Annotated in this window: 23 protein-coding genes; 13 read left to right on the top strand and 10 right to left on the bottom strand. The window is 72.7% G+C overall.

Annotated elements, in window-relative coordinates:
- Positions 1–10 precede the first annotated feature (10 nt).
- The gene (locus Q9R26_RS12865) at positions 11–1,174 is read left to right on the top strand and encodes an exonuclease SbcCD subunit D (protein ID WP_311227497.1); all 1,164 of its coding nucleotides are present in this window, start codon (positions 11–13) and stop codon (positions 1,172–1,174) included.
- Complete coding sequence (locus tag Q9R26_RS12870; RefSeq protein WP_311227498.1) at positions 1,174–4,176, top strand: SMC family ATPase; 3,003 nt, start codon at positions 1,174–1,176, stop codon at positions 4,174–4,176. Before Q9R26_RS12865 ends, Q9R26_RS12870 begins: the two co-directional genes overlap by 1 nt.
- A gap of 11 nt (positions 4,177–4,187) precedes the next feature.
- Here the strand turns inward: Q9R26_RS12870 and Q9R26_RS12875 are convergent, their stop codons facing one another.
- Both Q9R26_RS12875 and Q9R26_RS12880 read right to left on the bottom strand, forming a co-directional pair.
- The gene (locus tag Q9R26_RS12875) at positions 4,188–4,364 is read right to left on the bottom strand and encodes a hypothetical protein (RefSeq protein WP_156463787.1); all 177 of its coding nucleotides are present in this window, start codon (positions 4,362–4,364) and stop codon (positions 4,188–4,190) included.
- Positions 4,361–5,170, bottom strand: a complete 810-nt coding sequence (locus Q9R26_RS12880; RefSeq protein WP_259580444.1) for a class E sortase — start codon at positions 5,168–5,170, stop codon at positions 4,361–4,363. Before Q9R26_RS12880 ends, Q9R26_RS12875 begins: the two co-directional genes overlap by 4 nt.
- A 94-nt stretch (positions 5,171–5,264) precedes the next feature.
- On the opposite strand from Q9R26_RS12880, the gene Q9R26_RS12885 reads away from it, so the two are divergent.
- Positions 5,265–5,702 carry a GNAT family acetyltransferase gene (locus Q9R26_RS12885; RefSeq protein WP_311227499.1) on the top strand — a complete coding sequence of 146 codons (438 nt, stop codon included), beginning with the start codon at positions 5,265–5,267 and terminating at the stop codon, positions 5,700–5,702.
- A gap of 259 nt (positions 5,703–5,961) precedes the next feature.
- On the opposite strand, the gene Q9R26_RS12890 is transcribed toward Q9R26_RS12885, so the two are convergent.
- A complete protein-coding gene (locus Q9R26_RS12890) occupies positions 5,962–6,885 on the bottom strand; it encodes an EamA family transporter (protein ID WP_259580446.1) in 924 nt (307 codons plus the stop codon).
- A 36-nt stretch (positions 6,886–6,921) separates the two neighbouring features.
- On the opposite strand from Q9R26_RS12890, the gene Q9R26_RS12895 reads away from it, so the two are divergent.
- The 6 genes from Q9R26_RS12895 to Q9R26_RS12920 all read left to right on the top strand — a co-directional run bounded on the left by Q9R26_RS12895 (position 6,922) and on the right by Q9R26_RS12920 (position 13,154).
- A complete protein-coding gene (locus Q9R26_RS12895; protein ID WP_311227500.1) occupies positions 6,922–8,040 on the top strand; it encodes a type II CAAX endopeptidase family protein in 1,119 nt (372 codons plus the stop codon).
- A gap of 52 nt (positions 8,041–8,092) precedes the next feature.
- Complete coding sequence (gene recQ / locus Q9R26_RS12900) at positions 8,093–9,961, top strand: DNA helicase RecQ (protein ID WP_311227501.1); 1,869 nt, start codon at positions 8,093–8,095, stop codon at positions 9,959–9,961.
- Between the two features lie 86 nt (positions 9,962–10,047).
- Positions 10,048–10,794, top strand: coding sequence for a 1-acyl-sn-glycerol-3-phosphate acyltransferase (locus Q9R26_RS12905; RefSeq protein WP_209133158.1), 747 nt, complete (start codon positions 10,048–10,050; stop codon positions 10,792–10,794).
- 135 nt (positions 10,795–10,929) lie between these two features.
- Entirely contained in the window at positions 10,930–11,286 is a 357-nt protein-coding gene (locus tag Q9R26_RS12910; RefSeq protein ID WP_182066143.1) for a hypothetical protein, read from the top strand.
- 337 nt (positions 11,287–11,623) lie between these two features.
- Positions 11,624–12,244, top strand: a complete 621-nt coding sequence (locus Q9R26_RS12915; RefSeq protein WP_311227502.1) for a M23 family metallopeptidase — start codon at positions 11,624–11,626, stop codon at positions 12,242–12,244.
- A 73-nt stretch (positions 12,245–12,317) separates the two neighbouring features.
- Positions 12,318–13,154: an NAD(P)-dependent oxidoreductase gene (locus Q9R26_RS12920; RefSeq protein ID WP_311227542.1), complete on the top strand. Its 837-nt coding sequence runs from the start codon at positions 12,318–12,320 to the stop codon at positions 13,152–13,154.
- A gap of 122 nt (positions 13,155–13,276) precedes the next feature.
- Here Q9R26_RS12920 and Q9R26_RS12925 read toward each other — a convergent pair whose 3' ends face one another.
- Positions 13,277–13,480, bottom strand: coding sequence for a hypothetical protein (locus Q9R26_RS12925; protein ID WP_311227503.1), 204 nt, complete (start codon positions 13,478–13,480; stop codon positions 13,277–13,279).
- A gap of 10 nt (positions 13,481–13,490) precedes the next feature.
- A complete protein-coding gene (locus Q9R26_RS12930) occupies positions 13,491–14,009 on the bottom strand; it encodes a MarR family transcriptional regulator (RefSeq protein ID WP_311227504.1) in 519 nt (172 codons plus the stop codon).
- Positions 14,010–14,141: 132 nt separating this feature from the next.
- Here Q9R26_RS12930 and Q9R26_RS12935 point away from each other — a divergent pair, with 132 nt between their 5' ends.
- A complete protein-coding gene (locus tag Q9R26_RS12935; RefSeq protein ID WP_311227505.1) occupies positions 14,142–15,035 on the top strand; it encodes an alpha-E domain-containing protein in 894 nt (297 codons plus the stop codon).
- Positions 15,036–15,229: 194 nt separating this feature from the next.
- On the opposite strand, the gene Q9R26_RS12940 is transcribed toward Q9R26_RS12935, so the two are convergent.
- Positions 15,230–16,558, bottom strand: coding sequence for an MFS transporter (locus Q9R26_RS12940; RefSeq protein WP_396136830.1), 1,329 nt, complete (start codon positions 16,556–16,558; stop codon positions 15,230–15,232).
- 5 nt (positions 16,559–16,563) lie between these two features.
- Positions 16,564–16,974, bottom strand: a complete 411-nt coding sequence (locus tag Q9R26_RS12945; protein WP_182066149.1) for a MarR family winged helix-turn-helix transcriptional regulator — start codon at positions 16,972–16,974, stop codon at positions 16,564–16,566.
- A gap of 95 nt (positions 16,975–17,069) precedes the next feature.
- On the opposite strand from Q9R26_RS12945, the gene Q9R26_RS12950 reads away from it, so the two are divergent.
- Positions 17,070–17,822, top strand: a complete 753-nt coding sequence (locus Q9R26_RS12950; RefSeq protein WP_311227507.1) for an SDR family NAD(P)-dependent oxidoreductase — start codon at positions 17,070–17,072, stop codon at positions 17,820–17,822.
- 180 nt (positions 17,823–18,002) lie between these two features.
- Here the strand turns inward: Q9R26_RS12950 and Q9R26_RS12955 are convergent, their stop codons facing one another.
- From Q9R26_RS12955 to Q9R26_RS12965, 3 genes are read right to left on the bottom strand one after another with little or no spacing between them, the layout of a single operon-like run.
- On the bottom strand, positions 18,003–18,944 hold the full coding sequence (locus Q9R26_RS12955) for an acetamidase/formamidase family protein (protein WP_311227508.1): 942 nt from the start codon (positions 18,942–18,944) through the stop codon (positions 18,003–18,005).
- Positions 18,945–19,003: 59 nt separating this feature from the next.
- Entirely contained in the window at positions 19,004–19,273 is a 270-nt protein-coding gene (locus Q9R26_RS12960) for a hypothetical protein (RefSeq protein ID WP_311227509.1), read from the bottom strand.
- Between the two features lie 11 nt (positions 19,274–19,284).
- Entirely contained in the window at positions 19,285–20,445 is a 1,161-nt protein-coding gene (locus Q9R26_RS12965; RefSeq protein ID WP_209133172.1) for an inorganic phosphate transporter, read from the bottom strand.
- Between the two features lie 87 nt (positions 20,446–20,532).
- On the opposite strand from Q9R26_RS12965, the gene Q9R26_RS12970 reads away from it, so the two are divergent.
- Positions 20,533–21,402, top strand: coding sequence for an alpha/beta hydrolase (locus tag Q9R26_RS12970; protein WP_182066154.1), 870 nt, complete (start codon positions 20,533–20,535; stop codon positions 21,400–21,402).
- A gap of 131 nt (positions 21,403–21,533) precedes the next feature.
- Positions 21,534–22,583 (top strand): biotin/lipoate A/B protein ligase family protein, encoded by a 1,050-nt coding sequence (locus tag Q9R26_RS12975; protein ID WP_259580467.1) that lies wholly within the window; start codon positions 21,534–21,536, stop codon positions 22,581–22,583.
- Positions 22,584–22,652: the final 69 nt, after the last annotated feature.

Below are 22,652 nucleotides of genomic sequence, written 5' to 3' on the forward strand. Positions count from 1 at the left end.
CCGTGGCCGAATGCGCATCCTGCACACCGGCGACTGGCACCTCGGCCGCACACTGCTGGGTGCCGACCTGCTCGAGCACCAGGCCGCGTTCACCGACTGGCTCGTCGATCTCGCCCGCGAGCGCGCGGTCGACCTCGTCGTCATCGCCGGCGACGTCTACGACCGTGCGATCCCGCCGGTGGACGCCGTCCGCATGCTCTCCCGCGTGCTGGAGCGCCTCGCCGAGACCACGACGGTGGTGCTCACGCCGGGCAACCACGACTCCGCCGCGCGGCTCGGCTTCGGGGCCGGCGTGATGGGGCAGCGCGTGCGCATCCTCGCCGAGCCCGCACACGTGGCCGATCCGGTGCTCGTGACCGACGACGACGGCCCGGTGGCCGTGTACGGCATCCCGTACTTGCACCCCGACCTCACGCGGTACGCCCTGGCGGCGGTCCCCGACGAACCCCTCGCCCGCTCGCACCACGCCGTCGTGCACGCCGCCACCGAACGGGTCCGCGCCGACCTCGAGACGCGGGCCGGCACCCGGAGCGTCGTCGTCGCGCACGCCTTCGTCGGGGGCGCCGACCCGAGCGACAGCGAGCAGGACATCCGCGTCGGCGGGGTCGACCGCGTCGCCGAGTCGGTGTTCGACGGGTTCGACTACGTCGCCCTCGGACACCTGCACGGCCCGCAACGCGTCGGCGACGACGACCGGGTCCGGTACGCCGGGTCACCGCTGGCGTTCTCGTTCGGCGAGCGGCACCAGCGGAAGTCCGTGACCATCGTCGAACTCGACGCGGCCGGTGCCGTCACCGTCGAGCTCGTGCCGACCCCGGTGCCGCGGCGGCTCGTGGACGTCCGGGGCAGCATCGACGCCATCGAGTCCGGGGACTTCCGGGCCGATGCCGCTGCCTGGGTCCGCGTCGCGGTGACCGACACCGTGCACCCGGAACGCATGTACGCCCGCGTGAAGGACCACTTCCCGCACGCCCTGGCGATCACACACGAACCGGCGGACCGGCCGACCGCCACCGCCGCGCGGGCCGTCACCGCGACGTCCGACCCGGTCGAGGTCGCCGGTGACTTCGTGGCCTTCGCCACCGGCGGGCTGCCCGACGACGACGAACGGGCGGTGCTCACCGAGGCGTACGAGGCCGCGGCGCTCGCCCTGCAGCGTGAGGGGGACCGCTGATGTACCTGCACCGACTCGAACTGCGCGCCATCGGGCCGTACCCCGACCTCGTGACCATCGACTTCGCGGCGCTGGCCGCGTCCGGGGTCTTCCTGCTCGAAGGGCCGACCGGTTCCGGCAAGTCGACGATCATCGACGCCGTCGTGTTCGCCCTGTACGGCGGACTCGCCGGGTCCGATGCCAGCTCCGACCGGCTGCACAGCCAGCACGCCGACCCCGTGGTCGAGCCGTTCGTCGAGCTCGTGTTCGAGACCGGTGCGGGGGTGTTCCGGGTCCGGCGCACCCCGCAGTACGACCGACCGAAGCAGCGGGGGACCGGCACGGTGAAGCAGCAGGCGTCCGTGCAGCTGTTCCGGCTCGCGGCGCCCACCGACGTCGCCGGCGAACCCATGTCGTCCCGCATCCCCGAGGTCGGGGTCGAGATCGCCCGGATCGTCGGGCTCGACCGCGCGCAGTTCCTGCAGACCGTGGTGCTGCCGCAGGGCGAGTTCGCACGGTTCCTCCGCTCCCCGGGGGAAGACCGCCGGAAGCTCCTGCAGTCGCTGTTCGGTACCCAGGTCTACGACCGCACCGCCGACGAGCTCGCCGCTCGCCGCCGAGCCGTGCAGGCCGAGGTCGAGGGGGCCGACGACCGCGTCCGCGACGCCCTGGCCCGGTTCGCGCAGGCGGCCGGCCTCGCCGACGCTGACGAATCCGTGGTCCCCGGCACGGTGGCGTCCCTCCGCGCGACGGCCGACGCCGCCGGGGCGGCCCGGGCGGCTGCGGCTGCCGCTGCGACGGCGGCGACCGAACACGAACGATCGGTGACGGCTCGTGCGGCCGCCCTCGACCGGCGAGCGGCACTGCTGCGGCGGCAGGCGCTGCTCGACGACGACGCCCCGCAGATCGAGCAGGCGCGGGCAGCGGTCGCGACGGCCGAGCGCGCCGCCCGGGTCGCGGCGGTTGCCGACGGCCTCGACGCCGCAACCGTGCGGGCAGACGACACCGCCGCGGCAGCGGCCCGGCTGCGTGACCAGCACGCGCTCCTCGCCGCCGATGCAGGGCAGGTCGTCCGGCGCCGCGACACGTTGACCGACGCCCTGTCCGACGTCCGGCACGTCGTCGCGGTCGAGGCCGAAGCGGACGCACGACGCACCGCCATCGCTGAGACCACTGCGACCGCATCGCGGCTCACCGACGACCTCGCCGCCCTCGACACCGCGCTCGAAGCCCGGCCGACGGAACGAGCCCGGATCGTCGAGGCCGCCCGCACCGCCTCGACGACCGCTGCCGACGCCGACGCAGCCGCGCACGAGGTCGCCCGGGTGCAGTCGCTCCGCGCCGACCTGGCCGCGCGCGACGGCGCCGAGCATCGCGTCGCCGATGCCGAACGCATCGTGGCCGATGCCCGCCGTCGTGCCACCGAGGCGCTCGACGCCGAACGTTCCCTGCGCGAGCGGCGGATCGCCGGGCTCGCCGGAGAGCTCGGAGCCGCGCTGACCCCCGGTGACCCGTGCCCGGTCTGCGGGTCGACCGTCCACCCCTCCGTGGCCGCGCCGCAGGACGACCACCCGACGATCCAGGCGGTGGAGTCCGCGGGCGACGCCACGCGTCTGGCCGACCAGCAGCTCGCGGACGCCGCGGCCGACCTGGCCGTCGAGCGCGCCGAGCACCTCCGACTGGTCGCCGTCGTCGGCGCGGTCGACGCGGTCGCCCTCGACGCCATGTCGGTCGCCGCCGACGAGCGGGTCCGAGCGGCGCACGACGCCGCGGCGCTCGTGCTGGACCACGAGCGTGAGCGAACGGCGCACGACACCGCGACCAGGGCGCTCGAGCGTGAGCGGAACGACCTCGACGCCCGGCGGACGGTGCTCGTGACGACTGCGGCCGCAGATGCCGAGCGGCTCGAGGCCGACCTGCGATCTGTGCACGAGGCGATCGACCGGCTCGGCGCGCTGCTCGACGGCGACGACACCAGCGACAGCGACAGCGCGCCGGTCTCGCTCCGGGCCGCGGTCGACGAGCTCGACGGACGGCTGACGGTGCTCCGCGCCGTCGCCGAGGCCGACGACCGCGCGGCAGCCGCGGCCCGCGCACGCGACGAGCGCAGCGCCGAGGTCGCCCGGGTCCTCGACGAGCAGGCGTTCCCAGACGTCGACGCCGCACGAGCCGGCCTGCTCGAGCCCGACACCGTCGCACGCTTCCGCAGCAGCATCAGCGCAGCCGAGGCCGAACGCGCCGTCGTCCGGGCAGGGCTCGACGACCCCGCGGTGGTGCAGGCCGCCGACGACGATCCGGAGCAGCTCGACCTGCCGGCGGCCCAGGCCGAACGGGTCCGCGCCACGGCCGAGCTCGACGAGGCCACCCGGCTCGCGGTCACGGCAGCGCACCGCGCCGAGGCCGTCGAGCAGTGTGCGACCGAGGTCGACCGCACCGTCCGCGCGCGGCAGGAGACCTCGGCCCGCAGCCGCGCCGTCGTCCGGCTCGCCGACGTCGCGAACGGTGTGGCATCGGTGAATCCGACCGGCATCACGCTCGGCACCTACGTGCTCATGCGGCGCTTCGAGGACGTCGTGGCGGCGGCGAACGACCGGTTGCGCGGCATGCTCGCCGGACGGTTCACCCTCGAGACCTCCGACGAACGGGAATCCGGGTCACGGTCGCGACGGACGGGGCTCGCCCTCGCCGTGCACGACCACACGACCGACACCATCCGTGATCCCCGCAGCCTGTCGGGCGGCGAGACGTTCACCGTGTCGCTGTGCCTGGCGCTCGGCCTGGCCGACGTCGTGCAGGCCGAGGCCGGCGGGGTCTCGCTCGGCACCCTGTTCGTCGACGAGGGGTTCGGCACGCTCGACCCCGAGACCCTCGACGACGTCATCGGGCAGTTGTCGCGACTGACCGCGGGCGGGCGACAGGTCGGGATCGTCAGCCACGTCGAGGAACTCAAGCAGCGGATCCCGGAGCGGATCGCCGTGCGACGCACCCCGGCCGGCGGGTCGCAGGTGACGACCACGGTCTGACCGGCGGGACGCTACGGGGTCGGCGTCGACTCCACCGTGCCGTCGGGCGGCGGCAGGATGTCCGCCGCGATCCATGGGAACACCCACTGGAACAGCACGAACACGATGGCGACGAGGAGCACGAGCAGCTCGAGCACCTTCAGGGCGGTGGGGCCGGGCAGCAGCCGCCAGACCAGGGGGAAGATCACTTGGCGGTCTCCGAGAGTTCCTTCGGGGTGCCCTCGGACGCGGGCATCCAGTAGTCGAGCTTCGCGTGCGTCACGAACCGCTCCGCCGCGGACCACATCGGGTGACAGGCGGTCAGCGTGAGCCAGCGGTCCTGGGGGGTCGGTTCCACGCCCGGCTCGTTCGGCACCGGCGCGATCGTCTCGATCTTGTCGGGCGTGACGATCTGGCTGTCGGTGACCTTGTAGACGTACCAGACGTCGAACTTCGTCTTGGCGTCGGTGACCCGGACCACGACCGAGTCGCCCTTCTGCAGCTCCGCGATCTGGTTGAGCGGCTTGCCGTAGGTGACGCGGTGTCCGGCCACGGCGAAGTTGCCGGGTGCTCCGGGCATCGCGGTGTCCTGGTAGTGGCCGAGCCCGATGGTGTTGAGGACCTGCTCACGATCCGTGCCCTCGCCGATCGGCCGGTTGTAGTCCTTGCCGAACCGGGGGATCTGCATCGTGCCGAACACGTCCGACAACCCCGGCGGTTCGTCCAGCACGGGTGCGGTGCCACGGTGCTCGGTGCCCTCGACCTTCGGCGTCTTGACCTGGTCGAGGCCCTGCACGAGCTTCGTCTGCTCGTTCACGGCGACGACGTCGGTCCACCACGCCGTCCACACGACGTACAGGCCGGTGCCGGCGCCCGCGATGATGAGCAACTCGGCGATGAGCGACACGATCGCGCCGCCGACCGTCTGCCGTCTGCGCGGGGAACGCCGGGACCGCGAACCGGCTTCGTCGTCCCGTGCGCTGCGGCGCGACGGGAGGGTGTCGTGTGCGGTCACGGGGCTCCTGATCGGCTTGGTGGTCGGACAGGTCTATCAGATCACGGCGACAGGCCGGTGACGACGTTCTCCCCACCCCCGTTAACGTGGGGGCATGGAGTACCGGATCCGCCCGTTCCGCACCGAGGACACCGACGCGGTCGTCGCCCTGTGGGAATCGTGCGACCTCGTCCGACCCTGGAACGACCCCCGGCGTGACATCGCTCGCAAGCTGACGGTCCAGCCCGAGCTCTTCCTGGTCGCGGAGCCGGACGGTTCCGACACCGCCGACGTGGTCGCCGCGGGCATGGCAGGCTTCGACGGGCACCGCGGCTGGGTGAACTACCTCGCCGTGCGCCCGGACCTGCAGGGCTCCGGCCTCGGTCGCACCCTGATGGCCGAGTTCGAGCGGCTGCTCACCGACCTCGGCTGCCCGAAGCTCAACCTCCAGGTGCGGACGGGCAACGAGCAGGTGCTCGGGTTCTACGCGGCCCTCGGCTACACCGACGACCGCACGGTCTCGCTCGGCAAGCGCCTCATCCCCGACGCCTGAGGGCCTCCTCGTGCTCCGGGGCCGAGGCGGCACGGTGCGGGTTCGCTCATCGGGTGCGGTGTCGGCGGCCTCGTGCGGTGCTGCAGGTCTGCACCGGGCGGTCGACCTCGCACGGGGTGGCCGCCCCCGACCGGCCCAACCCCGCCCCGACCAGCCCCGCCTCGACCAGCCCCGCCCCGACCAGCCCCGACCAGCCCCGACCAGCCCCGCCCCGACCCGACCCGACCCGACCCGGCACCGTGCCAGCCCCGAACGGGCCCTACGCCAGCGCCAGCGCCACCGACGCGACGAACGCCAGCACGATGCCGATCCACTGCTGCGCGGTCAACCGTTCCCGCAGCACCACCCCGGCCAGCACCACCGTGCCGATCGGGTAGAGCGCGTTGAGCACACTCACGACGGGCAGGGTCGCCGGGTCGTCGCTGCTGTGCAGTCCCGCCTGGATGAACACGTTCGCCATCGCGTCGAAGACGCCGCACACGGCCACCGTGACCAGCAGCCGCGGACCCCATGCGCGACGCGACCGAGGCTCGTGGACGGCGGCAGCCCCGTCGGGGCGGGCCGACGTCGGGGCGGACACCGGGCCTCCCGTCCGGAGCACGACGACGATCGCCGCCGCACCCAGCAGCACCGCCTGCAGCACCCGCGCGACCACGAGGGGTGCGATGCCCGAGTCGGACGGCGTCATGTCGTAGGCCAGCACGATCCCGCCGAAGCCGCACCCGGCGACGGCGGCGGCGACGACGCCCCGCGCGGTGAGCCGTGTGCCCGAGGCGTCCCGGACCACCGCGACCAGGACCACCGCGACGACGGCGACCCCGAGCGCGCCGGTGGCCACGGGCGACAGCACCGTGCCGCGGAGCACCGCGACGAGCACCGGCACGACGGCCGCGAACACGGCGGTGACGGGGGAGAGCACGCTCATCGGTCCGATCGCGAGTGCCGCGTAGAGCAGCAGCACCCCGACACCGCCGGAGAGCCCGGCGACCGCACCCCAGACCGCGGCCGGCCACGAGAACACGCCACCCAGGACCACCAGCCCGACGAGCAGCGGCAGGATCCCGATCGCGGCGGCCACCGCCGTGACGACGACCGGTCGGACGCGGCGCGAGGCGAGTCCGCCCAGGAAGTCGGCGAACCCGTAGACGATCGCGCCGGACAGGCCGAACAGGACGGTGAGCACGGCTCCCATCCTGCCCGGCCCGGTACCCTGCGGTGCGTGAGTGTTCCCTACCAGCGCCTGCCCCGGATCGACGCGCGCTGGAGGTGGTGGCGGCCGCTCGTCGCCCTCGCGTTCCTGGCGGGGTGGTACCTCGTGTCGCAGATCGTCATCGCGGTCGCGTACTTCGTTCCGATCCTCCGCGCACAGGGCGCGGACGGCCTGATCCAGTTGCAGAACGACCTGGCGAGCGGTGCGCTCGACCCCACCGACCCGGTCGTGCTCTCGATGTCGCTGGTGTCGCTCGTGGTCCTGCTGCCGGGGATCCTGCTCGCCGTGAAGATCGCGCGGATCGGACCGGCCGGCATCCTGTCGTCGACGCGGTTCCGGGTCCGGTGGGCCTGGACGGCGTGGTGCCTGCTGCCGACGCTCGTCATCGCCGCGTTCATGTTCTGGGTGCAGGGGAGCGGCCTGCTCACCCTCGACGGGGGCCTGGCGTGGAACCACGACGCGATCGGCCAGTCGACGGTCTCCCTCGGCACCCTCACCCTGACGATCGTCCTCGTCGTCCTGCTCGTCCCGTTCCAGGGCGCGGCCGAGGAGTACATCTTCCGTGGATTCCTCATGCAGACGATCGCGTCGTGGATCCCGCGTCGCGCCGGCACGATCATCGCCGTGGCGATCTCGACGGTCGTGTTCGCGGTGCTGCACATCCCGAACGGCTACAACGTCTGGGGCATCCTCGACGTCGGCTCGTTCGGCCTGATCGCGGCGATCATCGTCCTCCGGACCGGTGGGCTCGAGGCCACGGTCCTGCAGCACGCGTTCAACAACATCATGATCTTCGTGCTGCAGGCGCCCGGCTGGTCGCGGATCGACCTGACCTCGTCCGACGCGAACGGCACGTGGCAGGGCTGGCTCGTCACGCTGGGCACGTCGCTCGCGTTCTGGGGCATGGTCGAGTTCCTGGCGTGGTGGCGGGGCCTGGACCGCCGGTTCGCCGGGCACGAGGCACCCAGGTTCCGCGGTGTGACCCCGGCCTGGGCGGGCGGGGTGCGATGGACGAGGCCTGGAGGCACGGGCTGGGCGACCACGCCGGCCCGCGCCGACGACGTGGCCGGTTCCGACCGCCGTGCCGACTCCGGCACGGACGGCGCCGAGCACGGCGAGGCGCGCTGACCCAACTGTGGACAGTGCGGTGGGTGTCGCCGGTCGCCCGTAGGCTCGTGGCATGAGCACCACGCCCGCGCCCGCTGCTGTGCCTGCTCCCGCTGCCGTGTCCGCACCGCGTGCCGCTGCGCTCGACGTGCTGCACCGCGTGTGGGGCTACGACGACTTCCGCGGTGAGCAGGCGGCCATCATCGACCAGGTGGTGGCCGGTGGCGACGCCCTGGTGCTCATGCCCACCGGCGGTGGCAAGTCACTGTGCTACCAGGTGCCCTCGCTCGTCCGCGACGGCGTCGGGGTCGTGGTGTCGCCGCTCATCGCCCTGATGCAGGACCAGGTCGACGCCCTCGCGGCGAACGGCGTGCGCGCCGCGTTCCTCAACTCCACGCAGGGCCCCGACGAACGGTCTCGAGTCGAGCGGGCGATCGTGCAGGGCGAGGTCGACATGCTCTACCTCGCGCCCGAACGGCTCCGACTCGAGTCCACCCGTGCGCTCCTCGACCGTGCGCGCGTCTCGCTGTTCGCCATCGACGAGGCACACTGCGTCGCCCAGTGGGGCCACGACTTCCGCCCGGACTACCTCGAGCTGAGCGTCCTGCACGAGCGGTGGCCGACGGTGCCGCGCATCGCGCTGACCGCCACCGCGACGCCGCAGACACACCGCGAGATCTCCGCACGGCTCGGCCTCGACGACGCGGCGCACTTCGTCGCCGACTTCGACCGGCCGAACATCCAGTACCGCATCGAGCCGAAGACCGGCGCGCTGCAGCAGCTGCTCACCTTCATCCGCACGGAGCACAGCGGCGACGCCGGCATCGTGTACTGCCTGTCCCGCAACTCCGTCGAGCGCACCGCGACCGCCCTGGCCGAGCAGGGGATCAACGCCCTGCCGTACCACGCGGGCCTCGACGCCCGGGTGCGTGCGCGCAACCAGTCGACGTTCCTGCGCGAGGACGGCGTCGTCATGGTGGCGACCATCGCGTTCGGCATGGGCATCGACAAGCCCGACGTCCGGTTCGTGGCGCACCTCGACCTGCCGAAGTCGGTCGAGGGGTACTACCAGGAGACGGGCCGTGCGGGTCGTGACGGGCTGCCGGCCACCGCGTGGCTCGCGTACGGCCTGAACGACGTCGTGCAGCAGCGGCGGATGATCGACCAGTCCGAGGGCGACGCCGCGCACCGTCGGCAGCTCAGCGCCCACCTCGACGCGATGCTCAGCCTGTGCGAGACGATCGAGTGCCGCCGGGTGCGGCTGCTCGCGTACTTCGGGCAGGAGAGCTCCCCGTGCGGCAACTGCGACACGTGCATCGCGCCGCCGGAGTCGTGGGACGGCACGATCCCCGCGCAGAAGCTCCTGTCCACCGTCGTGCGGCTCGAGCGCGAGCGCCGCCAGCGGTACGGCGTCTCGCACCTGGTCGACATCCTGATCGGCAAGCGTTCGCCCCGCGTGCAGGAGCTGCAGCACGACACCCTGGCGACCTTCGGCATCGGTGCCGACCTGTCCGAGGGCGAGTGGCGCGCGGTCGCACGACAGGTGCTGGCCCAGGGCTACGCGGCGGTGTCGGGCGACGGCTTCGGCACGGTCGTCCTCAGTCCCACGAGCGCCGAGGTCCTGACCGGCAAGGTGCAGGTGCGGATGCGTCGCGACCCGGTCAAGGCGCCGCGGGCCGGACGCAGCGGTCGACGGACGGTCGTCACCGACATGCCGCAGGAAGCCGTCGGCCTGTTCGAGGCCCTTCGCGCCTGGCGTGCAGCCGAGGCCCGCGAGCAGGGCGTCCCCGCGTACGTGGTCTTCAACGACGCGACGCTCCGGGGCATCTCCGCCGTCCGACCCGCCGACGTCGACCAGCTCGGCGAGATCTCCGGGGTCGGCGCGGCGAAGCTCGAGCGGTACGGGCGCGCGGTCCTCGACGTCGTCGCCGCGGCCGACTGACGCCCTGCCACCAATCCATGCCGTTCCGGGCATGTACCCTCCGTCGCCTGATTACACTCGGTAGCTCGTCACCACGAGGAGGTCCGGTGTCCGGTTCGACGAAGTTCGCCACCGTGCTCAGTCGCGCGGTGGTGACCCCGCTCGCCCGGTTGCTGTGGCGCCCGAAGATCATCGGTCGTCGGAACGTCCCGAAGCGCGGCCCGGTGATCCTCGCGAGCAACCACCGCTCGTTCATCGACTCGCCCGCGATCACGCTCATGGCGCCGCGCAAGGTGTCGTTCCTGGCGAAGCAGGAGTACTTCACGGGCTCGGGTCTCAAGGGAGCCGTCTCGCGGGCGTTCTTCGGTGGCATCGGCGCCATCGGGGTCGAGCGTGGCGCGGGTGCGGCGGCCCAGCAGGCCCTCGACCTCGGGCTGGCACGCTTGCAGGAGGGCGAGGCGTTCGCGATCTACCCGGAGGGCACGCGCTCGCTCGACGGCCGGATCTACAAGGGCCGCACGGGAGTGGCGTGGCTGGCGTTGACGAGCGGTGCCCCCGTGGTGCCCGTCGCGCTCTCCGGCACCGAGGACGTGCAGCCGGTCGGCTCCCGGCTGCCGAAGCTCGCCCGCGTGACGATCGAATTCGGGCAGCCGATCGACCTGTCGTCCTTCGGCGAGGCGTCGTCCGGCCGTGCTCGGCGCCATGCGACCGATGCGGTGATGGCGGCGATCCAGGAGCTCAGCGGCCAGGAGCCGGCGAACGCCTACAACAACCCACCCGCGACGATCGTCGAGCGGGTCCGTCGTGCGCTGCAGCCGGACGACCCGACCGCTGCCGCCGTCGACCCCGACTGATCTCCGCCACTGTCCGGTCACTATTGCACATCTGAAATATCGATGGTTGAATGGCGGACGTGCCGCTCGGCACGCCGCCATCGCCGGTCGCCCGAGAACGACCAGCCACGACATCCAGATCGGACCGTCCGCAGCATGTCCTCCACCCCGCTCTTCGACTCCATCGCCCAGCGTCGCGATCAGGCCGACGCCCCGCATTCCACCGCGCACTCCACCCCGTCGCCGGCGATCGCCGTCGTGACCCCGGTGCCGACCTCGCCGATGTCCGCGCCCGTCCGACCGGGTGACTCCACGCTGGTGCCGGCCGCGCTCGTCGCCGCGATCGACGAGATCCCGGTGCGGGTGGCGTCGGCTCTCGTGACCGAGGTCACGATCCGTCCCGAGCACCTCGTCCTGGTCGAGACCGTCGCCGACGCGATCACCCGCGCGGTCGTCGACGCCGTTGTGGGCGAGCTCGACCGGATCGCCCGTGACGGCGTCGTCCGCGTCTGACCGGGCCGGGCGCCGCACGATGACGACCCTCGACGATGGCTTGCCCCGACGCCCACGCGGCGCCGAGCGCCGCGCCGCCGACCGACCGCTCGCGCCCCTGCCGCGCCGTGCACGGCACGCTGCACAGCCGGGGCCGCTCCGAGCCGCCGGGGTGACGGTGCCCCCTCCCGCCACCCCGGCTTCCACCCGGCCGATGCGACGCATCCGGCCTGCACAGCCCATCCGGCCCGCGCACCCCGCCCGGCCCACGGAGTCGGCTGCTCCCGCACAGCCTGTCGCTCCCGCACGTCGCCGCCCCGCGTCCTTCCGGATCCCCGCCCGGCGGACCCTGCCCTCCGTGGCGGTGACCGCGGTCACGTGCATGTTCGTCGCGGTCGGCTCCCCGCAGACCGCCTTCGCTGCTCCGGCCGCTCCGGAACCCACGTCGGCAACCGCTGATGTGCAGCACTTCGTCGCCGACGCTTCGACCGGGCCGACCGCCGGCCGCGACGACTTCTCGGTCGGTCGTGCTGCTGCGGCGCTCCGGGTCCCCGGCGGCGCGGCCCCGGCCGGTGGAGCCGTCCGCCCCACGGCCGGTGCGATCCCCGAGGCCGGTGCCTTCGGCTCCCGCTGGGTCGTCGGCTGCGCGGCCTGCTCCTCGAACCACCAGGGGGTCGACTTCGCGGCGGACATCGGGACCCCGGTCGTCGCCGCGCTGCCCGGGCGGGTCGTCTCGGCGGGTGTGCTCGGTGGCTACGGCAACCAGGTCCTCCTGCAGCACGCCGACGGCATCGCGACGCAGTACGGGCACCTGTCGGCGATCGACGTCCGCCCCGGACAGGTCCTCCGCGCGGGGGAGCGCCTCGGGGCCGTCGGCAACACGGGCGTCTCGACCGGCGCCCACCTGCACTTCGAGGTCATCGTGGCCGGCACCCCGATCGACCCGGCCGCGTGGCTGCAGGCTCGCGGGCTCCTCTGACGGCGCCGGGCGTAGCGTCGGAGCGGTCGCGGCACGCTGTCGCGCCAGGACGGAGACGCACGTGCGAGTGACGGTGTTGGGGACGGGTGCGATGGGTGCCGGCGTGGCGGGATCACTGCTCCGCGACGGCCACGAGGTGACGGTCTGGAACCGCAGTGCCGACAAGGCCTCGCCCCTGGGTGACCGCGGCGCGACGGTGGCGAGCGACCCGGGCAGCGCCGTCGAGCACGCCGAGGTCGTCCTGCTCACCCTGTTCGACACCGACGCGGTCGTCGACGTCCTCGAGCGGGCCGCCGGCGACGCCCCGACCGACGCCGTGTGGGTGCAGGCCTCGACGATCGGGGTCGACGGCACCGCGACGGTCCTGCAACTGGCCGAGCAGTACGGCATCACCCTGGTCGAGGCGATGATGCTCGGCACGAAGGCCCCCGCCGAACAGGGCAAGCTCACGATGCTCGCGGCCGGCCCGGCGGACCTGCTCGACCGCGTCGACCCCGTGCTCGACGCGATCGGCGCGAAGACCGTCCGCGCCGGCGACCACGTCGGCGACGGCACCGCACTCAAGCTCGCCGCGAACGCCTGGATCGCCTCGATCACCGCGGCGACCGGGCAGTCGCTGGCCCTCGCGGCGGCGCTCGGGCTCGACCCCGCGCTGTTCCTGCAGGCCATCGAGGGCAGCGCGAGCGACTCCGCCTACGCCCACACCAAGGGCGCTGCGATGATCGCCGGTGAGTTCCCCGCCCAGTTCGCACTCGACGGCCTGCGGAAGGACATCGGGCTCATCACCGATGCCGCCCGGACGGCGGGGGTGGCCACCACGCTGCTCGAGGCACTCGGGCGGGTCTACGCCGATGCCAGTGCGGCCGGGCACGGGCGTGACGACATCGCCGCGGTCGGCACCGCGTTCTGACGCACAGGCACAGGCACAGGCGCAGGCGCAGGCGCAGGCGCACGCACAGGCACACGCACACGCACAGGCACAGCCACACGCACGGGCGCATGCGCAGGAACACGCACGGGCCGGCCGAGCGATCAGCCCCGGCGGAACACCTGTCGGAGGCGCTTCGTGATCCGCCCCACGGCCTCGTCGTTCATGGTGTTGGCGAGGTCGAACGCCTCACGAGCCGGGTCGGACCCGGCCTGGATGCGTCGGAGTGCGGCGTCTGCGCGGGCCCGCGAGTCGAGTTCGGCGAACGGCATGTCGTCCTCGGGGTGGTGCTCGCCGCGAGGGTCCATGCGGTCCAGGTTACGCGCGACCGGCGTCGTCCGACCCGGTGTCGAGCTCGTCCACGACGCGGACCATCTCGTCCAGGAAGTCCACGACGACCGCCATCTCGTTGCTCGGCAGGTGCTCGGTGACCTCGAGCGCGCGTGCGTCGAGCTCCTCGATGACCCGAAGTGCGTGCCGCATCGAGGTGCCGGTGGCGGTGAGGATCACACCACGGCGGTCGTTCGGGTCGGCGTGCCGTTCGACGTGGCCGCTGCGGACGAGCCGGTCGACGAGCGCCGATGTCGACGCTGCCGTGATCTCGAGCCGCTCGGCGAGGTCCTTCGCGTTGACGGTGCGGCCGTCGTGCTCGGCGTCGATCAGGAACCGGAGCGCCAGCAGCGCGTTCTCGCCGATCCCCAGTGCCTCGCGCGCTCGGCGCTGGGCAGCGCTCTCGGCCGTTCGGTACCGCCGCAGGGCGTTGAGGACGTCCACGGCGGAGACCGCGGAGTCCTCGTACCAGTACCCCGCGGTGCTGGTCATCACCTCGGACGTCATGCCCCCAATGCTAGACGCTCTAGTTAGATTGTCTAGCGAGCGCGGAGACGGGACACCTGCAACACCCGTGACGCGGTTCTGTAACACCCCGGCAACGCCGGCTCGTTAGGTTCTGGACATGCAGGAGCAGCCGTGCTGAGTCGCCTCGCGGGGAACGTCTTCCACGTGGGGAGCGCGGTGGAGCGCACCGACGTCGTCGCACGGTTGCTCGACGTCTACGTCGCCCGCCGCGAACCAGGCACGCTCGACGACGACCGACTCGTGTCCACCGAGCTCCGCAGCGTCATCGGGACCACCGGCCCTGCGAACGACCCGGACCGCGCCGCCACCGTCGACGCCCTCGCGCTCGACCGGCACGAACCCGCGTCCATCGCCGCCGCGGTCGCCGTTGCCCGCGACCACGCACGCCGTGCCCGCGAGGTCGTCTCGAGCGAGCTCTGGGACTGCCTCGACGTCACGCGGTCGCGGATGCCCCGGAAGATCGCCCCGGACCGTGCGCACGAGTTCCTCGGTTGGGTGCGGGAGCGCAGTGCCCTCGCCATCGGGGTGGTCGAGGGGGACGCCAGCCGTGACGAGGTGTGGGAGTTCTTCACCCTCGGGCGCTCGCTCACCCGCTGCGCCTCCACGGCACGGCTGCTGGCGTCGCGGCTGCTCGAGCCGGACGCGGTCACCTCGTGGACGGCGGCGCTCCGGGCGTGCGGCGCGGGCGAGGCCTTCCTGCGTGGCCGTGACCACCCACCGGTGCCGTCCGACGCCGCCGCCTTCCTGCTCCTCGACGCGCACAGCCCGCGGTCGTTGCGCTTCACGGTGTACCGCGCGGCCGAGTGCCTGGCCGACGTCGCGCCGGCCTGCGTCGCGGACGAGGTCGCCGGGTTCGACGAGGTCCGCGCCCTGCTCGACGGGATCCCGGAAGAGTCGGCGCTCGCCGTGGCGGGCGACGTCGGGCTCCGGCTGGCGGTGGCTGCCGACCGGGTCGCCGCGGCCCTCGACGAGCGCGTCTTCGCGTCGTCCGCGCCCGTGCTCTGAGCCCGCCCGGCGCGCGTGTCCGGAGCCGGGTCGGCGCGTGTGTGGGGACCGGGTCGGTCCGCGCGGCGCGACCGCGGCCGTGTGTCCGGGTGACGTCGGACGGGAGGCCCGTGGCGGCGCCGGTGCGGGCCTCCCGTCCGACGGGCGGTGCGTCACCGGCCGTCGGCCGACGGGCAGGGCGACCCGCCTGTCCGTCAGACGGCGCTGGACCGGTCGGCGAGCGCCTCGTCGCGTTCCAGCTCGCGGCGGAGCGCCGCGCGCGAGCCGACCACCGGCACGGCGTGCGTGATCGCCAGGTGCAGCCGCGAGTCGGCGTCGTAGCGCAGCCGGATCCGCTGGTACCGGACGAGCCAGACGAGCGCGATCCCGAGTGCGACGAAGCCCGACGCCGCGCCGACGACGATCGCCCAGCGCGGGCCGAAGGCGTCGGCGACGGCACCGACGAGCGGGGCGCCGATGGGGGTGCCGCCCGCGAAGATCGCCATGTACAGCGCCATCACGCGGCCACGCATCGCGGGCTTCGTCGTGGTCTGCACCAGGGCGTTCGCCGTGGTCATGAAGGTCAGGGACGCGAGCCCGACGAACACCAGGACGATCGCGAAGGTCCAGTACGTCGGGGCGAGGGCGGCCGCGGTGCACGCGAGCCCGAACCCGCCGGCGGCGAGCACGAGGGTGCGCATCCGCGGCTTGTCCCGGCGGGCGGACAGCAGCGCACCGAGCACGGAGCCGATGGCCATCACCGAGTTGAGCAGCCCGAACTCGCCGGCGCCCTGGTGGAACTCGACCCGCGCCATCGTCGAGGTGAAGATCGGGAAGTTCACGCCGAACGTGCCGACGACGAAGATCATGCAGAGCACGACGACGATGTCCGGCCGGGTGCGGACGTACCGGAAGCCGGCGACGATCTGCCCCTTCCCTCGGCCCGCCCGGACCCGTTCGGCGAGCTGGGCGGGGTCGACGAACCGGAGTGCGACGAGGACGGCCAGGAACGACCCGGCGTTGATGACGAACACCCAGCCGGACCCGATCGCCGCGATGAGCACACCGGCGACCGCGGGGCCGATCAGGCGCGCGGCGTTGAACGACGCGGAGTTCAGGGCGACGGCGTTCGAGACGTCCTCGCCCTGCACGACGTCGGAGACGAAGGCCTGCCGGATCGGGGCGTCGAACGCGGCGACGATGCCGAGTGCCAGGGCGAAGCCGTACAGCGCGAGCAGGGTGGCGGTGTGGGTCAGGACCATGACGCCGAGTCCCAGCCCGAGCAGCCCCATCAGGCCCTGGGTGACCATGAGCATCTTCCGGCGGTCGAACCGGTCGGCGGCGAGCCCGGTGAGCGGCAGGAGCAGCAGCTGGGGGCCGAACTGCAGGGCCATCGTGATGCCCACCGCGACGGCGTCGTCGTCGGAGAGCTGGGTCAGCACGATCCAGTCCTGGGCGGTGCGCTGCATCCAGGTGCCGACGTTCGACACCAGGGCCCCGGCGAACCAGATGCGGTAGTTGCGTCCGGCGAGGGAGCGGAACATGGCGGTCACTGCTGGGCCAGCCTCCTCATGATCTCGGTGGCGTCGGCGAGGGTGCTCCGCTCGTCGGCCGTGAGCGCTGCGAGTCGCGGGCTGAGCCAGCCGTCGCGGCGGCGTCGGGTCTCCTCGACGAAGGCCGCTCCGGCGGGCGTCGCACCGAGCAGCACCTTGCGGCGGTCGTCGCCGTGCCCGCACTTCGACACCAGACCCCGCTCGACCAGCACCGCGATGGTCTTCGTCATCGAGGGCGGTGTGACGCCGTCCTGTCGGCTCAGGTCGGCCAGGGTCATGGCGCCGTCGCGGTGGAGTCGCGCGAGGGCGGAGAACTGCGCGTCCGTGACGCTCGAGTCGGCCTTCTGGGCACGGAGTGTGCGGGACAGCCGGTTCACCGCGGTGCGGAGGTCGGTGGCGTCGGTCATCGGTCGTCAGCCTATCTCATTAGTTCAGCGAACGAACTTGATTTCGGGTGTACCGTGCTCTTAGACAACACGTGTTGCCGAGAGAGAAGGAGAACATGTCCGAGTTCGAGGGCAAGGTCGCCGTCGTCACCGGTGGTGGCAGCGGCATCGGCGAGTCCGTCGCGAAGGAGCTCGCCGCGGCGGGCGCCACGGTGGTCGTCGCCGACATCAACCTGGCGGGCGCCGAGCGCGTCGCCGCGTCGATCGTCGAGGCCGGTGGCACCGCCCGCGCGTTCGAGGCGAACTCCGCGGTCGCCGCGGACAACGAGCGCATGGTGCAGTTCGCGGTCGACACGTTCGGCGCGCTGCACCTGGCCGTGAACAACGCCGGCATCGGCGCAGCACCGCAGCCCATCGGCGAGTACGACGTCGCCGCCTGGGACCGCGTCCGTGCGGTCGACCTCGACGGCGTCTTCTACGGGCTGCGCTACGAGATCCCCGCGATGGTGGCTGCCGGTGGTGGCGCGATCGTGAACATGGCGTCGGTGCTCGGCACGGTCGGCATGGCCCAGAACGCGGCCTACGTCGCTTCGAAGCACGCGCTCGCCGGGCTGACCAAGGTCGCCGCACTGGAGTACTCGTCGCAGGGCGTCCGCACGAACGCCGTGGGCCCCGGGTTCATCGACACCCCGCTGCTCCGCGGGTCGCTCTCGCCCGAGGCCATCGCGGCGCTCGAGGACGAGCACGCCTCGAAGCGGCTCGGCACCGACGCCGAGGTCGCCGCGCTCGTGCTGTTCCTGCTGAGCGACAAGGCCTCGTTCATCACGGGCAGCTACCACCTGGTGGACGGCGGCTACTCCGCCCACTGACGGCTCGGGTGCACCGCGTCGTTCCGGGCGTACCTGGTCGAAACGGGCGTACCTGGTCGGTTCTTCCGACCAGGTACGCCCGTTTCCGCTTTCCAGCGCTGGTGCGATGGGAAGGAACGTCGGACGGGAGGCCCACCCAGCGTGCGTCGGTCGGCTCGCGCTGGGCGGGCCTCCCGGCCTTCAGAGCCGCGGGTCCGTCAGGATCGCGTCGTGCGGGAGCAGGGCGTGCACGCCCCACGTGCGGTTCGCGACCTGCGTGATGCGCATGCTCACCGCCACGCTCGCCATCGCGAGGGCCTCGGCGCGGCCGATCCCGTGCATCCCGGCGATCCAGTCGACCATCCGGTCGAGTGCCGTGGCCGTCGCGAGGTTGAGGTCGGCGTCGAAGCCGAAGGTGACGCGACCCGCGGGAGTGTCGGCGTGCACGCCCTCGACCGGGGCCTGGTCGAGGAGCGTCAGGGTCATCGTCGTCGTCATGCCGCACTCGACCGCCGTGCCGGAGACCTCGCCGTCGCCCTGAGCCGCGTGCCCGTCCCCGACGTGGAGCAGGGCGTCCGGCACCGTCACGGGCAGGTACAGGGTCGAGCCGGCGATCAGCTCGCGGCAGTCGACGTTGCCGCCGCCGACCGTGCGGGGCGGGATCGTCGAGTGCTCCCCGGTGGCCTCCGGTGGGACGCCGACGACGCCGAGGAACGGTGCCGTCCGCACCCCGAGGCCGAGCTGGTTGACAGCCACCCGGGCAGCCACGTCGATGTCCCAGAGGAGCGGGCCGCGCGACGCCGGGTCGGTCAGGCCGAGTGCGCGGTTCACCGGGGAGTCGACCCCGCCCGAGGCCGTGTAGCCCCAGTCGTCGGGCACCAGGTCGTCGAAGTGCACCGCCAGGACCATCCCCGGACGAGCGCCCGCGACGGCGATCGGCCCGACCAGGCAGTGGCCTCGGCGCGGGTCGATCAGAGTCGGGGCGTCCAGGCCCGGGCCCGGCTGGCGTTCCGTGTAGCCCGCGGCGCTCAGGGTGCGGACGGTCACCGTGTCGCCCGGCTCCACGGTCAGGACCGGCTGGCGTTCGGCGGTGAAGACGTCGACGGCGGAGTCGACCGTGGCGTCGAGGTGGTGGGTGGTCACCGCTCGATCATCCCAGGGGGCGGTTCTGGCGGTTCCGGGTGTTCTGGGAAGGAACGTCCTCAGTGGAACTGGGGGATCGTGAGCCAGATGCCGGCCAGCACGGCGGCGGTGCACAGCGCGAAGCACGCCACGGCTCCCGCCAGTGCCGCCGGCGGGGTGTGCCCGGAGCGCGGGGTCTCGTCGGAGTACTGCGTGCGCTCGCCGCCCGCGTCGTCCGGCTGCCCCGTGCCGAGCAGCCGGAGGCCGAGCGTGTACACGAGCACCAGGCCCACGGCGGCCACGAAGCCGACGCCGGCGACCGTGCCGATCGCGGTGAAGTCGATGTCCATCGTCGTTCCCCTCAGTTCGTCGCGCCGGTCGGCTGCGGCTCGGTCTGCTCGGCCGGCCCTGCAGCGCCGGTCGTGATGTCCTCGTGCGAGATCGGCTTGCGCTTGGCGAGGAGGAGGAAGGTGAGCCCGCCGGCCAGGGCGAGGACCGCGACGAGCACCAGCCCGAACACCGAGGTCGACGCGAGCCAGGTCGCGAGCGCCCCGACCACCGCAGCGGCCGGCAGCGTGATCACCCACGCGACGACGATGCGGCCGACGACCGACCAGTGCACGTCGGCGAGCTTCTTACCGAGGCCCGAGCCGACGACCGCGCCGCTCGTCACGTGGGTCGTCGAGAGCGCGAAGCCCAGGTGCGACGAGATGAGGATCGTCGCGGCGGAGCTCGTCTCGGCGGCGAAGCCCTGCGGCGACTGCACGTCGGAGATCTTCTTGCCGACGGTCTGCATGATCCGCCAGCCGCCCATGTAGGTGCCGAGGCCGATCGCGAGCCCGCAGGCCAGGATCACCCAGAGCGCCGGACCGGTGCCGGCGGCCTGGTAGTTCGCGGCGATGAGGGTCAGCGTGATGACGCCCATCGTCTTCTGCGCGTCGTTCGTGCCGTGCGCGAGCGACACCAGCGACGCCGAGATCGTCTGTCCGTGCCGGAACCCGGTCGCGGCACCGTGGGTCGTCGCGTTCTTCGTGAGCACGTACGCCAGGTACGTCGCGACCAGGGCGATCACCCCGGCGATGACCGGGGAGAGCAGCGCCGGCAGCACGACCTTCGACACCACCGTCGCCCAGCTGATCGAGTTCAGCCCCGCCCCGATGATCGAGGCGCCGATGAGCCCACCGAACAGCGCGTGGGTGGACGACGACGGCAGCCCGAGGTACCACGTCGCCAGGTTCCACAGCACCGCGCCGACGAGTCCCGCGAAGATCATCGTCGGGGAGATGTGGATGCCGTCCTGCCCCTCGCGGATGATGCCCTGCGAGACGGTCTTGGCGACCTCGGTGGACAGGAACGCGCCGACCACGTTGAGCACGGCGGAGATGAGCACGGCGGTCCGGGGCTTGAGCGCTCCCGTGGCGACCGACGTGGCCATGGCGTTCGCGGTGTCGTGGAACCCGTTCGTGAAGTCGAACACGAGGGCCACGACGATCACCAGCGTGACGATGACGATGACGTCCATGCGCAGGACGGTATGCCCGCCCGGAACCCGCTGCGTGAACGCCGGGTGAACAGGTCCGGGATGGAGCGCGTCTGCGAAGATGCGGGTGTGCCAACCTTCTCCGCCGCTCGCGGCGACGCCTCGTTCACCGACGCCCACGGCGTCGAGATCGTCTACTCGACCTGGCGTGCGGCGCGGCCGAAGGGCGTCGTGCAGATCGCGCACGGCGTCGGGGAACACGGGCTCCGCTACGAACCGCTCGCGCAGGACCTGGTGCGCGCCGGGTACACCGTGCACGCCAACGACCACCGCGGGCACGGACGTACCGGGCTGGCCCAGTGGGACGGCGACCACGCCAAGCTCGGTCGGCTCGGCCCCGGCGGCCTGCGCGCTGCGATCGCCGCGGTCGAGCAGATGAGCGCGGTCGCGCGGGCCGACGAACCCGGGCTGCCGCTCGTGCTGCTCGGTCACTCATGGGGGTCACTCATGGCGCAGCGGATCGTGAACACCTCGTCGGACCGCTACGACGGCGTCGTCCTGTCCGCGAGCGCCTACCGGCTGCCCGGTTGGATGAACAGCGGCGACCTCAACGCCCGGCACGCAGGGTCCGGGCCCACCAAGTACGAGTGGCTCACCCGCGACCGCAAGATCATCGACGCGATGGCGCTCGACCCCCTGGCGGTCGAGGCCGACGTCATCGGACTGTTCGGGCTCGCCGACACCCTCCGGCTGCTCGGTGTGCCGCGGCGGGGGATCCCGCACGACCTGCCGATGCTGCTGCAGGTCGGCTCCGACGACACCCTCGGAGGCCCGCGTTCGATCGAGCGTCTGGCGCAGGCGTACCGCCGACGCGGCCGGCTGTCCGACGTGACCGTGCAGGTGTACGACGGCGCCCGGCACGAGGTCTACAACGAGACGAACCGCGCCGAGGTCATCGGCGACCTGGTCGCGTGGCTCGACCGGGTGACCACACGCTGAGGGCGCTCGCCGGGTCCTGCGACGCGACCGGTGACGGACTGGAGGCCCGTGGCGGCGCCGCCACGCGCCTCCAGGCCGTCACCGGGCCGACTCACTGCCGGGCCGTCGGCCGTCCGGAATAGGGTTGCGGCATGCACGGTGAGTACAAGGTGCCCGGAGGCAAGCTGGTCGTCGTCGACCTCGAGGTCGTCGACGGCACGATCCAGCAGTTCCGCCTGGCGGGTGACTTCTTCCTGGAACCCGACGACGCGCTGCCGCTCATCGACGCGGCCGTGAACGGGCTCCCCGCCACCACCGACGCCGCGGGCATCGCCGCAGCGGTGCGGGCGGCCCTGCCGACCGATGCCGTGCTGCTCGGCTTCACGCCCGAGTCCGTCGGCGTCGCGGTGCGCCGTGCGCTGTCGCGGGCCTCGACCTGGCGCGACCACGACTGGCAGATCGTGCACGAGGGGCCGATCAGCCCGAACGAGCACCTCGCGCTCGACCAGGTGCTGACCGAAGAGGTCGGCGCCGGCCGCCGCGGTCCGACGCTCCGCATCTGGGAGTGGGACCAGCCGGCCGTCGTGATCGGCTCGTTCCAGTCGCTGAAGAACGAGGTCGACCCCGCCGGCGCCGAGAAGTACGGCGTGCAGGTGGTCCGACGCATCTCCGGCGGGGGCGCGATGTTCATGGACGCCGGGGCCGTCATCTCGTACTCGCTCTACGTGCCGTCCGACCTGGTGCAGGGCATGACGTTCGCCGACTCGTACGCGTTCCTCGACGAATGGGTGATCGAGGCGCTCAAGTCGCTCGGCATCGAGGCGTACTACCAGCCCCTCAACGACATCACCTCGACCAAGGGCAAGATCGGCGGGGCCGCACAGAAGCGCCTCGGTACCGGGTCGCTGCTGCACCACGCCACCATGAGCTACGACATGGACGGCGAGAAGATGGTGCAGGTGCTGCGGATCGGGCGCGAGAAGATGAGCGACAAGGGCACCACCAGCGCCGCGAAGCGCGTCGACCCGCTGCGCTCGCAGACGGGGCTGTCCCGCGCCGAGATCATCGAGCGGCTGATCGGCACCTTCACCCGGCTCTACGGGGCGACTCCCGGCGCGGTCACCGATGCCGAGCGTGAGAAGGCACAGGAGCTCGTGCGGACGAAGTTCGCGACGAAGGAGTGGCTCGAGCGGGTGCCGTGAGCCTGCGCCCGATCGACGGTGGACGCGGCGGCCGGAGCTGAGGGGGGACGTCCCGGCCGCCGCTGCTGT

This window comes from Curtobacterium sp. BRB10 (genome assembly GCF_031844325.1).
Classification (GTDB): Bacteria; Actinomycetota; Actinomycetes; order Actinomycetales; family Microbacteriaceae; genus Curtobacterium; species Curtobacterium poinsettiae_A.

What these genes read in the sequence shown, in the direction of transcription:
- Q9R26_RS12865 (WP_311227497.1), top strand. Translation starts at nt 11, where the DNA reads ATGCGCATCCTGCACACCGGCGACTGGCACCTCGGCCGCACACTGCTG.
- Q9R26_RS12930 (WP_311227504.1), bottom strand. Translation starts at nt 14,009, where the DNA reads ATGACGTCCGAGGTGATGACCAGCACCGCGGGGTACTGGTACGAGGAC.
- Q9R26_RS12885 (WP_311227499.1), top strand. Translation starts at nt 5,265, where the DNA reads ATGGAGTACCGGATCCGCCCGTTCCGCACCGAGGACACCGACGCGGTC.
- Q9R26_RS12960 (WP_311227509.1), bottom strand. Translation starts at nt 19,273, where the DNA reads ATGGACATCGACTTCACCGCGATCGGCACGGTCGCCGGCGTCGGCTTC.
- Q9R26_RS12945 (WP_182066149.1), bottom strand. Translation starts at nt 16,974, where the DNA reads ATGACCGACGCCACCGACCTCCGCACCGCGGTGAACCGGCTGTCCCGC.
- Q9R26_RS12925 (WP_311227503.1), bottom strand. Translation starts at nt 13,480, where the DNA reads ATGGACCCTCGCGGCGAGCACCACCCCGAGGACGACATGCCGTTCGCC.
- Q9R26_RS12975 (WP_259580467.1), top strand. Translation starts at nt 21,534, where the DNA reads ATGCACGGTGAGTACAAGGTGCCCGGAGGCAAGCTGGTCGTCGTCGAC.
- Q9R26_RS12965 (WP_209133172.1), bottom strand. Translation starts at nt 20,445, where the DNA reads ATGGACGTCATCGTCATCGTCACGCTGGTGATCGTCGTGGCCCTCGTG.
- Q9R26_RS12950 (WP_311227507.1), top strand. Translation starts at nt 17,070, where the DNA reads ATGTCCGAGTTCGAGGGCAAGGTCGCCGTCGTCACCGGTGGTGGCAGC.
- Q9R26_RS12940 (WP_396136830.1), bottom strand. Translation starts at nt 16,558, where the DNA reads ATGTTCCGCTCCCTCGCCGGACGCAACTACCGCATCTGGTTCGCCGGG.
- recQ (WP_311227501.1), top strand. Translation starts at nt 8,093, where the DNA reads ATGAGCACCACGCCCGCGCCCGCTGCTGTGCCTGCTCCCGCTGCCGTG.
- Q9R26_RS12870 (WP_311227498.1), top strand. Translation starts at nt 1,174, where the DNA reads ATGTACCTGCACCGACTCGAACTGCGCGCCATCGGGCCGTACCCCGAC.
- Q9R26_RS12910 (WP_182066143.1), top strand. Translation starts at nt 10,930, where the DNA reads ATGTCCTCCACCCCGCTCTTCGACTCCATCGCCCAGCGTCGCGATCAG.